The following is a 13,986-nucleotide window of genomic DNA, read 5'->3' on the forward strand; positions in this document are numbered from 1 at the left end:
GTTACTGCACGGTCAGGTCATCAAAGAAACACGGTCAGGCAAAGAGCTTGGGTTGCGGCGGCCCGAGCGTGGGGTCCACGCCGTCGAAGAGGCTCGCGACCGACTCGCCGGCGTGGATGCGTCCGATCGCCTCGGCGAACAGCCCGGCGACAGATCGGATGGTCAGCTCGGGCCAGCCGCGCGGCGCGGGCACGGTGTCGGTGGTGACGACCTCGGTGATCATCGGGTGGCCGCGCAGCCGGTCGACCGCCTTGCCGGCGAAGAGCCCGTGCGTGCAGGCGACCGCAGCCTCGGTGCAGCCCTGCTCGGCCAGGCGCTCCAGCAGCTCGACGATCGAGCCACCGGTGGCGATCTCGTCGTCGAGCACGATCGCCCGCTTGCCGGAGACGTCGCCGACGATCGAGTCGATCACCACCCGGTCGTCCGCGAGCCGCTGCTTGTTGCCCGCCGCGACCGGCAGCCCGAGAAGCCGCGCGAACTGCGTGGCGGTCTTCGCGTTGCCGAGGTCGGGAGACACGACGACGCTGTTGCTGCGGTCCTGCTCCAGGAAGTGCTCCGAGAGCACACCGAGCGCGGTCAGGTGGTCGAGCGGGACCTTGAAGAAGCCGTGGACCTGGGGGGCGTGCAGCGTCATCGTGAGCACCCGGTCCACGCCCGCCGTCTGCAGCATGTCCGCGACCAGCCGGCCCCCGATCGAGATCCGCGACGCATCCTTCTTGTCCGAGCGCGCGTAGGCGTAGTGAGGGATGACGGCGGTGACCGACGACGCCGAGGCGCCCCGGGCGGCGTCGATCATGAGCAGCAGCTCCATGAGGTGCTCCTGCGTGGGCGGCACCAGCGGCTGCACGATGTAGACGTCACGCTGCCGGCAGTTCACCTGGAGCTGCGCCTGCAGGCAGTCGTTCGCGAACCGCGTGATCTCGACGCCGGCGAGCCGCACCCCGAGGTGCGCACAGATCGAGGTGGCGAGTGGTCGGTGGGCGCTTCCGGAGAAGACGACGATCTCGCGCACGTTGCTCCGTGGTGGGTGGGCTGGGTCGTGCTCACACTAACCGGCGCTCGAGTGCCTCACATGCTCCTCCAGCTCAGCACCGTGATCGAGTGCGCCGGGAAGGTGTGGCAGCCATCCTCGAGCTCGACGGCGGTGGGTCCGCTCAGCGACAGCCGGTCCGGCTGGTCGAGGGTGTTGACGGCGAACAGGTCGCTCTCGCCGACCCCGAGCGTGCGGGCGCTCACCCGGCTGGGCAGGCCACCGGGCACCACGAGCCTGGCCCGGACGTCCTCGGACGCGGACCGGTTGATCACGGCGAGATACGCCGTCGAGCCGTCGGCCGAGTGCGACGCGGAGGCGTCGAGGTGACCGATGACGGCGGGGGTGGTGCGGAAGTCACCGCCGGCGCGGCGGTCGTCACCCTGGCGCACGGGCTGGGTCCACGAGGGCCCGTCGACGCGGGCCGGCACGTGCACCGGGCCGGTGTGGCTCTGGTAGAGGTCCCAGACGTGGAAGGTGGCGGCGCGCACCACGCCCTCCGGGCGGACCTCCAGCAAGCCGTTGGCGTTGACCAGGTTGACGGTGTTCGCCATCGTCACCGGCACCTCGAGGACGCTCGCGCGGTGCATGGCGTGGAAGACGCCGGCGTAGAACAGGGCGTCGGCGAGCGTGCGGGGGGAGGAGCGGTTGACGCGTCGCAGCGCGGGTCCCTCGAGCGACTCGGGCTCGGGCAGCTCGCGCGGTGCGATCCCGCCGCGGGCACCCGGCTGGGGCTGCGGCCAGGTCCCGGGCTCCATGTGCCGGATGTTCCACTCGTCCATGGCGATCCCCAGCGGTCGGCGCTCGCCGCGGCGGGTGGCCGTGGCCGCGATCAGCTCGGCCTGATCCGCGATGGCCTGCTCGAAGTACCGGGCCTGGGCGACCACCGCCTCGTACTCGGCCACGCTCGGGTCCACGAGGTGCCGGCTCGCGCCGTACAGGTGCAGCGATACCCAGTCGACGACGTCGCCGAGCTCGGCCACCACCTCGCGGGTCCACTCGCGGTGCTCGTCGCCGACCGCCACGAACCGCAGCGCCGGGTCCACCGCGCGCATGAACCGCGCGTGCTCGCGGGCGTCGTAGATGTACGCCTCGACCGGGCGGTGCCCCATCTGCCAGCGTCCGTAGACCTCGTTGCCGATGCCCCAGATGCGCACGTCCTGCGGGTCGGCCAGGCCGTCGGCGGCGCGGCGCCGGGTCATCGTGGTGTCACCGCCGTAGTTGGTGTACTCGACCCAGCGGACGGCGTCGTCGACCGAGCGGGCGCTGTGGGCCAGGTACGGGGTGGTGCCGACCTCGCGGCACCAGGCCAGGAACTCCGGGGTCCCGAACCGGTTGCTCTCCTCCGAGCCCCAGGCGAGCTCGAGCGTGCGGGGGCGTCGGTCGCGCGGACCGGTGCCGTCCTCCCAGCGGTACGGGGAGGTGAAGTTGCCGCCCGGCCACCTCACGATCGGCAGGCCCAGCTCGCGGCACGCCTCGATGACGTCGGTGCGGCAGCCCTGCAGCGGACCCGGGTCGGTGATCGAGAGCGGCGAGCCCTCGTCGAACACGCCGCCCTCGATGTTGCCGAAGAACGCCGACTCCAGGAAGTGGCCGTAGATCTGGGGGTCGATCGTGCTCGACGGAGTCCCGTCGATCGTGATCGTGGCGGTGGGATGGGCGGTGGTGGTGCTGGGCAACGTGGCTCCTTGGGTAGGTGGGGTCAGCCCTTGACGCCGCCCTGCGACACGCCTTCGATGACGTATCGCTGGGCGAACACGAACACGGCGAGCACGGGGACGCTGGCGATCACCGCGCCCGCCATCAGCAGGTCGTAGCGGGAGGCGTACTCGCCCTGCAGCTGCGCGAGCCCGGCCGGCAGCGTCAGCATGTCGGTGCTGAACAGCACGAACACCGGCCACAGGAAGTCGTTCCAGCTGGACAGGAAGGCAAGGACGGCGAGGGTGGCGATCGCGGGCATCGCGAGCGGCACCATGATCCGGCGGAACACCTGCCAGGCGTTGGCGCCGTCGATGCGGGCCGCCTCCTCGAACGCGGGGTCGATGCCGGCGAAGAACTGCCGCACCAGCACCACCCCGAACGCGCCGGCAGCGGATGGCACCACGAGCGAGGCGTAGCTGTTCAGCCAGCCGAGCTGGTTGACGATGAGGAAGTGCGGGATCAGGAAGATCACGCCGGGTACGAACATCGTCGCGAGCACGACGCCGAGCAGAGCGTTGCGGAACGGCAGGTGCAGCCGGGCGAGGGCGTAGGCCGCGGTGGTCGCCACCACGACCACGAGCGCGCTGTGCAGCACCGCGGTCAGCAGGCTGTTGCCCAGCCAGCGCAGCACCGGCAGGCGGTCGTTGCCGAGGATCTCGGTGTAGGCGGCCGTGGTCGGCTGCTGCGGCAGCAGGGTGAAGGTGAGGGAGTTGGCCTCCTGCACGGACTTGAACGACGTCGAGACCATGAGGACCAGCGGCAGCACGAACACCACGGAGAGCAGCACGAGGGTGATCCCCAGCGCGATCCGCCGAGGAGGGCGCCGGGTGGCCGGCTTCTCTGCCACCGGCGCAGCGGGACGATCGAGCGTGGTCGCGGTCATCGGTCGTTTCCTCCGAGCTTGCGGAACCCGAGCACGACGATCCCGCTGAGGAGCATCAGCGTGACCGCCAAGATCATGCTCATCGCGGACGAGGCCCCGATGTCGAAGCCCTGGATGCCGGTCTCCGCGATGTAGCCGATCGCGGTCCGGGTGTCGCTGCCCGGCTGCTCCTGGGTGATGAGTGCGGACTGGCCGTACATGTTCGCCGAGGCGATGATCGTGATGGCGACGACGAACTGCAGCACCCGGGTGATGCCGGGCACGGTGATGGCGGTGAAGCGCCGCAGCGGGCCTGCGCCGTCGACCGTGGCGGCCTCGTAGAGCTCCTTCGGCACGTCCTGCAGCGCTGCGAGGTAGATCACCGAGTTGAAGCCGATCGTCCACCACAGCGTCGCCACGACCAGCGAGACCCACCCGGCCGGCAGCGTGGTGGTCCAGGCGACGTCGATCCCGAGGATCTGGTTCACCGGTCCGAGCTGGCGGTCCAGCAGGTAGCGCCAGAGCAGCCCGATGACCGCCACCCCCAGCACGTACGGGGCGAAGTAGAGGGCCCGGAAGAACGTGCGCCCGGGAAAGCGCCGGTGCAGCAGCATGGCCAGTCCCAGCGGCAGCGTGATCAGCAGCGGCGCGCTCAGCGCCGTGAAGATGCCGGTGGCCTTCATGCCCTTCCAGAACTCGACGCTCATCACGGTGCTGCCGGCGAACAGCTCGGCGTAGTTGGCTCCGCCTACCCACGGGGTGCCGGGCAGACCCAACGACCAGCGGTGCAGGCTCGCCCACACCGCCGAGGCGACCGGCACGATCACGAAGACCGTGAAGATCACGAGGAACGGTGCGAGGAACGCCAGCGCGGTCCACGGCGAGCTCCGGCGCAGCCGCGGCTTCGAGTCTCGTCGGGACCTCGAGAGCTCGGTGGAGCTGACGGCGGTCATAGGAAACTCCTCGTTCGTCGGGTCGGGTTCATCCGAGCAGCTCGTTCACGTCGTCGAGCTCGGCCTGGGCGGTCTCCTGCGCGAAGGCGAGCGCTGCGGCCGGATCGACCCCACCGAGCACCGCCTCGCCGACCGCCCGCTGGAAGCTGTTGCCGGCGATCTCTCGCGACCCGGGGATCTGCGGCAGGAAGGCCGCGACCTCGAACACGCCCTCGGTGGCGAGCGCGGCCTGCGGCGAGGACCGGAACTCCTCGGTCTCGCGCACAGAGGCGCGCGCCGGGGTGTTGCCGCCGGCGATCCAGGGGGCGGAGTTGCGACTGACCCAGTCGACGAACGTCTGCGAGGCGTGCGCGGCGTCGGCGTCCCGCTGCGACTGCCCGGTGAGCACGAAGTTGTGCGAGTTCGCGAACACCCCCGGCTGCGGTCCGATCTGCGGGAACGGCGCGACCCTCCACTCCAGGTCGGGCGCGGTCAGCTGCAGGTCCGGGATCGCGGCGGGCAGGTCGGCCAGCAACGCGGCCGTGCCGTTCTTGAACGGGGTTCGTGGATCCGTCACCCCGCCGGGGCTGACACCCCGGTCGATCTGCTCGACCATCCAGCTGAGCGCCTGCACCCCGGCCTCGGAGCCCATCTCCGCGACGGTGCCCTCGGGGTTGTACAGACGACCGCCGAACTGGGCGAGCAACGTCACGAACAGCTGCCACGAGGGCGGCACCCAGAACGGTTGCGCGAGACCGTTCGACTGCAGCGCGGCCACCGTCTCGGTGTATCCACGTGCGTCCAGGACCGGCCCGGGGGTGCCGGCGGAGGCGAGGGCGTCGGTGCTCCAGTACTGCGCCATCGTGAACAGGTCCAGGGGGATCCCGTACCGCGCGCCGCGGTAGACGCCGTTGTCCCAGGCCGCCGGGACGAAGTCCTCGCCGTCGACGCCCAGGCCCTCGACCACCTCATCGAGCGGCACCAGGGTGTTGCGTGCCGCGAAGGTGGCGAGCTGGTCCAGGTGCATGATCGCGATGTCGGGCCCGACACCGGCACCCACCGCGGGCATCACCTTGGTGTACATGTCGTCGGCGACCAGGGAGGTCATCACGACCTCGATGTCCGGGTGGGCGGCGTTGAACGCGTCGACCATCGCCGCCATCGCCGGGCCGTCACCACCGGTGAAGGGGTTCCAGAACTGCAGGCGCTGCCGTGGCCCGGTGTACTCGCCCTCCCGGTACCGGGCGGGCTCCTGGGCGGTGCCCGCACCGATCGACGGTGCGCACGCTGCGAGCAGGGCTGAGCTGCCGAGCAGGCCGAGGAAGGTGCGTCGCGAGGCCGGGGTGGCCGGCCGCCGTCGGGCACTCACAGCTGGGTCCCGCCCTCGAACGAGCTGAGCGAGGTGTCGTAGCTCTTGTCACCGACCGGGTACATCGAGGTCATCCAGTGGTAGAAGTTGTCGCCGCGATCGCGGAGCTGCCGGTACAGGCGCCCGAGGAGGTCGTCACGGATGTCGCGCAGCGCCGGGTCGTCGTAGGCGTTGCGGAGCTCGTGGGGGTCGGCCTGCAGGTCGTAGAGCTCGTTGACGGAGTCCGGGTTGACCACGACCTTGTACCGGTCGGTCACGAGCATGCGCTGCGGGTAGGGGAAGTGGTGGCCGTGGAACTCGGCCAGCAGGTCCTCTCGCCAGCGGGTGTCCTCACCGCGCAGCAGGGGCATCAGCGAGGTTCCGTCGACGGCGCGGGCCGGGTCGAGGTCGGCCAGCTCGAGCACCGTGGCGGTCATGTCGATCAGGTGGACCAGCGCGTCCGAGGACTGCCCCGCGACGCAGTCCGGGATGCTGACGATGCCGGGGATGCGATAGATGTCCTCGTACATGGCCGGCCCCTTGTCGTGCAGCCGGTGCGCACCGGTGAACTCGCCGTGGTCGGCGGAGAAGAACACGGCGGCGTCGTCGAGGAGCTCGAGCTCGCGAGCGGCGTCGAGCACGCGGCCGATCTGGGAGTCGACCAGGGTGACGTACCCCCAGTACGCGGCGATCAGCTCGCGGGAGGTCTGCTCCGAGAGGGTGTCGAACGTCCAGTGCGCGCTGTAGTTGCGCTGCACCGGCGGCTTGCCCTCGAAGGTCTCCGCGATCGAGGCCGGCAGCTCGATGTCGTCCGGGTCGTACATCTCCCGGTACTCCTGCGGCAGCACGTACGGCAGGTGCGGGCCGAAGAAGTGGGTGGCGAGGAAGAACGGCCGAGAGCGATCCTCGGCGTAGGAGCGCAGCAGCTCGATGCTCCGGTCGGCGAGGTAGTGCTCGAACGTGGCCTCCAGCGGCTGGTGCAGCGTCGCCGCGAGCAGGTTGCCCGGCTCGCCGTTGGGGAAGGTGCCGCGGACCTCGTCGCTGATCCGGTAGGGCGGCAGCCCGCGCTCGTCGAGATAGCGCAGGTAGTCGGGGTGATCGACAGGGTTGTGCCAGCCCGGCAGGTCCGGCCCGTCGAAGCCGAAGTCGGAGGCCTTGCGGTGCGTCCCGACGTGCCACTTCCCGATCAGCCCCAGCTGGTACCCGGCGGCCGCGAGGTCCTCGCTGAACGTGTACTGGTCATCGGGCAGGTCCTCGAGGTAGCCGACATTGCGCTCGTAGTTGGCCAGCAGCTTGTGCCGGAACGGTGCCTCGCCGGTCAGCAGGCTCGCGCGCGCCGGGGTGCAGATCGCTGACGGCGTGTAGCAGCGGTCGAACCTCGTCCCGCCGGCAGCGAGCGCGTCGAGGTTCGGCGTCCGAACCGCGGCGTTGCCGTAGCAGCCGAGGGTGTCGGTCCGGTGCTGGTCGGTGAGGAAGAACAGGACGTTGCGTGCCATGAGGCCTCTCGGGTGGGTGCGTCGCGGTCAGGACGCGGCTGTGGTGGTCAGTGGTAGCGGGAGGTTCGGGTCGCGCAGCAGGGCGCCGATGCCGCCCAGCGCACCTGCCGGCTGGCCGAGCTGAGCCAGGTGCAGCCGCGGTGGTTCGGCGCCGCTGGGCAGCGTGTGGCGGGCGAGCGAGGACCGCAGCGGTGCGAGTAGCTGCTCGCCGAGCGTCGTCAGCTCGCCGGCGATCACGGTGTCGGCGACGTCGAGAGTGGTGCAGGCGCCCGCCAGCACCCGGCCCGCCGCCTCCGCGGCGCGGACCACGGCCGTCTCGGCGCGCCGGTCGCCGGCGGCCAGGGCTGCGACCAGCAGATCGAGGTCGGTCACGCCGGCGGCGTCGAGCAGAGCCTGTCGCCCCGCGACCGCCTCCAGGCAGCCGACCTTGCCGCAGCGGCAGGGGAGCTGCTCGTCGGTGACGTTCACGTGGCCCAGCTCGCCGGCGAGGTTCCGCGCTCCCAGGCGCATCACGCCGTCGAGGATCACGGCTCCGCCGACCCCGGCGGCCAAGCGCAGGTAGACGACGTCGCGCAGGCCCCGTGCGACACCCCAGACGTGCTCGGCGAGCCCGGCGAGCCGGGTGTTGTTCTCGAGGTGGATCGGCACCCCGAAGCTGCGCTGCAGCTCGTCACGGGTGTCGGCCACGACCGTCTCGCGGTGGGCGATCGACCCGGCGACCCCGACCCCGATCCCGAGCAGCCGCGGCGTGCCGCGGGTGGCGAGCAGCGATCGGACCATCGCGGCAGCGGTGCGGGTGCGGTCGGGCCAGGGGGTGGCGGCGTCGCACCGCATCGTCCTCGTGCCGACCACCACGTGGGCGGCATCGGCGGCGGCCACCGTGACGTGCGTGTGCCCCAGATCGACGCCGACGATCAGCCCGACGTTCGGGTTCAGGGTGACCAGCTCGGGCCGGCGCCCGGTGCGTCGACGCGGTGCGCTGCCGGTGGTCACGCCCAGGGCGCCGGAGGCGAGCAGGTCACGGGTGAGCGTGGAGACCGTGGCCCTGGACAGCCCGAGCGCCTGCGCGAGCGCGGCGCGATCGGTCGCTCCGTGGGCCCGCAGGTGGTCCAGCAGCTGGGCCTCGTGGGCCTCGCGGCGGCCTCGGCTCGGGTGCTCGCGTCGTTGATGCACACCGCATGGTCGGATGCCCGGCGCTAATGCGTCAACATGTGACAGAACTTCTGTCGGGGTGAGCCGTCAGGTCGACAGAACAGGCCCGACTGCGCTTGTCGGTGCCCGAGGACCCCTGCGTGGCGGGAACGGAATACCCTCGGGGCAAGGGTGGACGGCGAGGGAGGGCGCACGTGGCAGACGACGACTGGGCACCTGCCGCCGGCAGCGCGCTCGAGGAGGTCGCCGGGACCGGCTCGGAGCCGAGTCGGAGCATCGAGGTCCCCGGCTACACCGACCTTCGCGAGGTCGCCCGCGGCGGCGACTCGATCGTCTATCGGGCACGGCAGCTCAGCGTCGACCGCGACGTCGCGATCAAGGTCATCCAGGTGACCGACCCCGGGGCCGCGACCCGTTTCGAGCGCGAGCTCGCGATCACGCTGCGGCTCGGCCGGCAGCACCCCCACATCGTCACGGTCCTCGACACCACCACCGCCGCCGGCGGCGAGCCCTGCCTGATCATGGAGTTCCACGACCTCGGCTCGTTGCACGACCGGCTTCGCGACACCGGTCCGCTGCCCACCTCGGACGTGGTGACCGCCGGCACCGCGGTGGCTGACGCGCTCGCGTTCGCGCATGCGCACGGGGTGCTGCACCGCGACGTGAAGCCACAGAACATCCTCGTGCTGCCCACCTCGTACGTGCTCTCGGACTTCGGTATTGCCCGCATGGCCGACGCCGGTCACACCGCGACCCTCGAACGCTTCAGCTACCGGCACGCGAGCCCGCAGGTCCTCGACGGTCTGCCGCCGACGGAGGCCGACGACGTCTGGTCCCTCGGCTCCACGCTGTTCACGCTCCTCGACGGCCGCGCCCCGTTCGCCTCCCTCGAGCCCGGCGAGGACACCGCGCTGTCCTATCTTCGCCGCGTCCGCACGGGCGAGCGCCGCACGCTCTCCCGCGACGACGTCCCGCCCGAGCTCGTCTCCTTCATCGACGACTGCCTCGTGGCGGACCGCGACCAGCGGCTCGGCACCGCCGCCCAGGCACTGCGCCGCCTCCGCCGCATACGCACCGAGGACCGCTCCTGGAACCCGGCGCCTGCGGGGCTGGAGGAGGCGGACGTCGCCACCAGCCCCCGGACCGAGCACGAGCACGATGGCGAGCTCGAGCAGGTCGCTGCCGAGCCGGAGTCCGTCGCGTGGGCTCCCGCGACCGGGGGAGCCGAGCGGTCCGAGGGTGACGAACCCTCCCCGGTGGCACCCTCGGTGCTCGCGCACGTGGTGCAGCAACCCTCCCGGCCTGCTGCGGAACCCGACGCCGAGCACACCGGCCTCGCGCCGCAGCCTCCCGAGGAGGACCCCGAGAGCAGTGACGCCGGCGGCGGGACGTGGCGGCGGGTCGCGGCCTTCATCGGCGGGGCGCTGCTCGTCGGGGCGGCGATCGGCGTGGGCTCGGCGATCATCCAGAACATGCGGGCGGCCGGCGAGCAGCCCACGGACGACGTGACCAGCAGCGACCCGGTACCGACCGAGGGGCAGTCGGGCGGCACCGTCAACATCCAGGTGCTCGACCCGGCGCTCTCGCCACGGCAGCTGACGATCGACCAGGACAACGGCACCTCGGTCCAGCTGAGCTGGACGGCTCCCGAGCAGCCCGTGGATCTCTACACGGTGATCGAGATGGCGGACCGTGACGACCTCGAGGACCCGATCGCGCTGGACTCGCTGGCGCCGCCGCTGTTCCAGACCACGATCGAGGGGCGCGACCCCGACGGCACCGAGTGCTTCGCCGTCGTCGGGCTGATCAGCGCGACCCAGGAGGCGGGGATGTCCGAGATCGTGTGCCGCTGACGGGTTCGACGGCGGACAGGCGCCGCGTTCCTCAGCGGCGCCAGACCCGCGGCGAGAACCACCAGAGGGCGCGCCGCCACCAGGCCGAGCGACGTCGCAGACCTGAGACGACCTCACGGCTGAGCGCCCACGCGGCGGACTGATCAGCGGGCTGGGCCTGCGCCGGCGCGAACGCCTGGGCCTCGGCGCGCTCCGCGAGCGCGAGCGCGGCCGGTGCCACCGGGGCAGGGAGCGACGCGGCGAGATCCGGCGCCGTCGCACCGCGTGGGGGTGGCGCACCGGCCAGCCGCATCGCGTCCTCGACGTGCGCCCAGGCACCGGGCTCGCCCGCGCGACGCCAGCGGGAGGTACGGACCGTGCGCGCGATCGCCAGCCCGAGCACGCCGAGCAGTGCGAGGACGAGCGGGATCACGGCGAGCACGAGCGGCAGCGAGCTCCGCTCCTCGCCCTCCTCGCCGTCGATGACCTGGTGGTCGGTGCCGGCCTCGGTGGGGTCGGGCTCAGGGTCGTCACCGCCCTCACCCTCGGCCTCGGGCGTGGGCAGCTCCGTCGAGATCGCCGAGTCCGGGCTGGGGTCGACGGCGACCCATCCGACCCGCGAGAGGTACACCTCGGCCCAGACCCGAGCATCCTCGCCGTGCACCACGGCGGTCCCGGCGGCGTCGGCGGGCGGGACCTGGAACCCGACGACCAGCCGGGTGGGGATCCCGAGGGTGCGGGCGAGCATCGCGAACGACGCGGCGAACTGCTCGCTGGTGCCGACCTGGCCGCCCTCCTCCGGGCTTGCGGACAGGAACTGCCACAGCCGCGCGTAGGAGGATCCCGACCGGGCGCCGTGGTCGAGCACGCGCTCCTGGCCGGTGGCATCGGTGCGCAGCGTGTCGTTCCGCACGGCGTCGGCCAGCAGCGACACCTGCTCCCAGCGGCTCGAGACACCACCGGTGATCTGGCGGGCGACCTCACCGAAGACCGGCGGTACACGCGGGAGCTCGAGGTACCGCTCGATGTCGGCGGCCTGCGGGACGCTGGCGGTGCCGATCTCTGCCGGGGTGGAGGCGCCGATCGTGCTGGTGATCGTGGCGGCGGTGTCCGCGCTCGGCCAGCCGCCGGGGATGACCAGCGTGCCGGTGTCGAGGTCGAGGAGGGTCGAGACGCCGGTGACGTCGGTCGCGGTCCCGGCCGCCGGGAGCCACGCCTCGGCGTACTGGCCGGCCATGATCGTGTAGGTCGCGGTGCGGGTCCGTGCCGCTGGCGCGGTGTCGGGCTCGGCGACGACGCCGACCGGGCGGAGCCGGGCATCGAGGGTCCACGCGACGCCGGTGTAGTCGGGCAGCACGACCGCGGACAGCAGCGTGGGCAGCGCGCCCTCGACCTGGGTGACCGAGAACAGCTCGGTGTCGGGCGACTGGGCCCACACCGCTGCCTGCGGGACCGGGTTCGCGGCGTCGGTGGGCAGCTGGGGTGGTGGGACGAGGGTGCGCGGCTCGAACGAGGAGGCGGTCGGGACCGCGACGGCGGTCAGCGCGAACGTCGCCACCACGGTCGCCACGAGCGCCGGCAGCAGCACCCCGCGGCGGCGGCGCAGCTCGGTCGACCTGGCGCGCGTGGAGCTGCCGACGGTCGGTCGTTCGGTCGCGGGCAGCAGCACCCAGCCCACCAGCAGCGCCAGCGCGGTCGCGAGCGCGGAGGTGCCGATCACGTCACCGCGCCCCGCCGTGAGCAGAGCGCCGGCGATGTGCAGGGTCGCGGCACCGATCAGCGGCGCCACCCCGGCGCGCCTGCCCCCGACCGCCGCGAGCGCGACCCCGAGCCCGACGATCCAGACCAGCAGCGCCGCCGGCACCAGCAGCGAGGGGTCGGGCGGTGCGGGCCGGGGTGCGGTCAGCAGCCGTGGCACCGCGTCGATCAGCGGGCCGAGCGCACTGAGGCCGGGACTGCCGCGCCAGGCGGGCAGCATCCCGCTCGAGGGGTCCACGCGGTCGGCGAAGACCAGCGCGACCACCACGCCGACGATCAGCCCCGCCGTCGCCGACGTCCATCGCGGCACCCGCGCGAGACGCCCGAGGGCGGCGAGCCCGAACGGCAGCACCGCGCAGGCGGCGAGCACGGCGAACGCCCAGCCGGCCGCGTAGCCGGCGGCGAGCGGTGGCAGCGCGGTCAGCAGCACGACCGCCGCCCAGATGACGGGGGCGAGTTTCTTCATCGCGGCCCCCCATCGCCGAGTGCGCACATCCACGGTGAACTCGCACTCTGCACGGTGCGATCTCGCGGTGGATGTGCGCACTCGCGCGGGCCGATCACCGCGCGACCGCCGATCGCCAGGCGTGCACGAGCTCCTCGGCGCGGGGGCCGCGCAGCACGGTGATGCCGCGGCTGGCGCTGACGAGGTGCTCCGGCTCGTGGTCGACGATCGCGATGATGCCCACCGGGGCGGCGGCTGCGTCGGAGAGCAGCGGCGCGAGGGCGGCCTGGGCGCCGGTGACGATCACGAAGATGTCGGGCGACCCGCTGAGCTGGTGGGCGCCGGTGCCGCCCTCGGCCGTGGCCTGCACGGTCGCGAGCCGGCCCAGCAGCTCGGGCTCGAGACCGGTGGCGACGGCGGTCGGCGGGCTCGTCGTGGTGACGTCGATGCTGCCGCTGAAGGTCACCACGCGGCTGGGGCTGCGCGAGGCGGCCGCGGTGGCGAGCAGCGAGGCGGCGACGTCGACCGCCTCCTCGAAGCCCTCGCCGTCGTAGCTGGTGGCGCGGTCGTCGAGGAGCACCGTCAGGTGCGGTGCGGAGGGGTCGGCGTCCTCGCGGATCATGAGCGAGCCGCGCCGGGCGGAGGTGGCCCAGTGGAGTCGGCGCAGGTCGTCGCCGGGAAGGTACTCGCGCAGCCCGGTGAGGTCGGTGCCGCCGTGGGCGATGCGCTCGTCGGCGCCGATGTGGCCGCGGCGGGTGCCGGCCGGCAGCGACAGGGCGTCGAGGACGCGGGGTTCGACGAGCACGGTGGTGCGGTCGCCGTAGGTCTGCTTGACCTCGGCGAGGTCGGCGAGGGCGTAGCGGTGCAGGATCAGCGGGCCGAAGCTGATCTCGCCGCGCCTGCTGGTGGGGATGGGGAGGTCGGTGTGCTCCTGGGCCCCGGGGGCCAGCCGGGGGAGGTCGAAGGGGAGGTCCAGGCCGCCCACGCGGTCGTGACCGGAGGCGGTGATCGGCAGCCACGTCGAGGCGTTGCGGACCACCACGGTGGCGGCGCAGTCCGCCAGCCGCGGCACCCGGGCGGGCTTGACGGTGCGCGAGATCCGCACCGGTACCGGGACCGCCACCCCGACCAGGGCGGCGAGCAGGGCGACGCCCAGCGCCAGCCCCAGACCGACGAGCCCGGGGTAGGAGGCCCACAGCCCGAACCCCAGCAGCACCGAGGCGCACGCCAGCACCGCCGCCCCCCGGCGGGTCAGCCGCAGCCCGGTCAGCGCGCCCATCGCCCAGCCCTCCGGCTCGCCGTCGGCCGTGAGTGCGCACATCCACGGTGAGAGCGCACACCGCACGGTGCGGTCTCACCGTGGATGTGCGCACTCAGCGGGAGACGGCGGCGCGCCGAATGCGGGTGCGGGGACATGGGTGGCGTCCCCG

The 13,986-nt window shown here is 72.6% G+C and carries 10 protein-coding genes; 1 reads left to right on the top strand and 9 read right to left on the bottom strand.

Going from position 1 to position 13,986, the window contains the following annotated elements; translation table 11 throughout:
• Window positions 1–34 precede the first annotated feature (34 nt).
• From GPA03_RS14495 to GPA03_RS14525, 7 genes are read right to left on the bottom strand one after another with little or no spacing between them, the layout of a single operon-like run.
• The gene (locus tag GPA03_RS14495; protein ID WP_156252750.1) at window positions 35–1,012 is read right to left on the bottom strand and encodes a ribose-phosphate diphosphokinase; all 978 of its coding nucleotides are present in this window, start codon (window positions 1,010–1,012) and stop codon (window positions 35–37) included.
• A gap of 56 nt (window positions 1,013–1,068) precedes the next feature.
• Complete coding sequence (locus GPA03_RS14500; RefSeq protein ID WP_241681313.1) at window positions 1,069–2,709, bottom strand: alpha-L-arabinofuranosidase C-terminal domain-containing protein; 1,641 nt, start codon at window positions 2,707–2,709, stop codon at window positions 1,069–1,071.
• A gap of 23 nt (window positions 2,710–2,732) precedes the next feature.
• On the bottom strand, window positions 2,733–3,614 hold the full coding sequence (locus GPA03_RS14505; protein WP_156252751.1) for a carbohydrate ABC transporter permease: 882 nt from the start codon (window positions 3,612–3,614) through the stop codon (window positions 2,733–2,735).
• Window positions 3,611–4,546, bottom strand: a complete 936-nt coding sequence (locus tag GPA03_RS14510; RefSeq protein ID WP_156252752.1) for a carbohydrate ABC transporter permease — start codon at window positions 4,544–4,546, stop codon at window positions 3,611–3,613. The genes GPA03_RS14505 and GPA03_RS14510 overlap by 4 nt, the downstream gene beginning before the upstream one ends.
• 28 nt (window positions 4,547–4,574) lie before the next feature.
• On the bottom strand, window positions 4,575–5,894 hold the full coding sequence (locus tag GPA03_RS14515) for an extracellular solute-binding protein (protein WP_156252753.1): 1,320 nt from the start codon (window positions 5,892–5,894) through the stop codon (window positions 4,575–4,577).
• Complete coding sequence (locus GPA03_RS14520; protein WP_156252754.1) at window positions 5,891–7,369, bottom strand: sulfatase family protein; 1,479 nt, start codon at window positions 7,367–7,369, stop codon at window positions 5,891–5,893. Before GPA03_RS14520 ends, GPA03_RS14515 begins: the two co-directional genes overlap by 4 nt.
• A gap of 27 nt (window positions 7,370–7,396) precedes the next feature.
• On the bottom strand, window positions 7,397–8,542 hold the full coding sequence (locus GPA03_RS14525; RefSeq protein ID WP_162458382.1) for an ROK family protein: 1,146 nt from the start codon (window positions 8,540–8,542) through the stop codon (window positions 7,397–7,399).
• Between the two features lie 173 nt (window positions 8,543–8,715).
• Here GPA03_RS14525 and GPA03_RS14530 point away from each other — a divergent pair, with 173 nt between their 5' ends.
• Complete coding sequence (locus GPA03_RS14530; protein ID WP_162458383.1) at window positions 8,716–10,374, top strand: serine/threonine-protein kinase; 1,659 nt, start codon at window positions 8,716–8,718, stop codon at window positions 10,372–10,374.
• Between the two features lie 31 nt (window positions 10,375–10,405).
• Here GPA03_RS14530 and GPA03_RS14535 read toward each other — a convergent pair whose 3' ends face one another.
• Both GPA03_RS14535 and GPA03_RS14540 read right to left on the bottom strand, forming a co-directional pair.
• Window positions 10,406–12,577, bottom strand: coding sequence for a transglutaminase TgpA family protein (locus GPA03_RS14535; protein ID WP_156252757.1), 2,172 nt, complete (start codon window positions 12,575–12,577; stop codon window positions 10,406–10,408).
• A 94-nt stretch (window positions 12,578–12,671) separates the two neighbouring features.
• Window positions 12,672–13,877, bottom strand: a complete 1,206-nt coding sequence (locus GPA03_RS14540; RefSeq protein WP_156252758.1) for a DUF58 domain-containing protein — start codon at window positions 13,875–13,877, stop codon at window positions 12,672–12,674.
• Window positions 13,878–13,986 lie beyond the last annotated feature (109 nt).

The organism is Pseudactinotalea terrae, assembly GCF_009733845.1.
Taxonomy (GTDB): Bacteria; Actinomycetota; Actinomycetes; order Actinomycetales; family Beutenbergiaceae; genus Pseudactinotalea; species Pseudactinotalea terrae.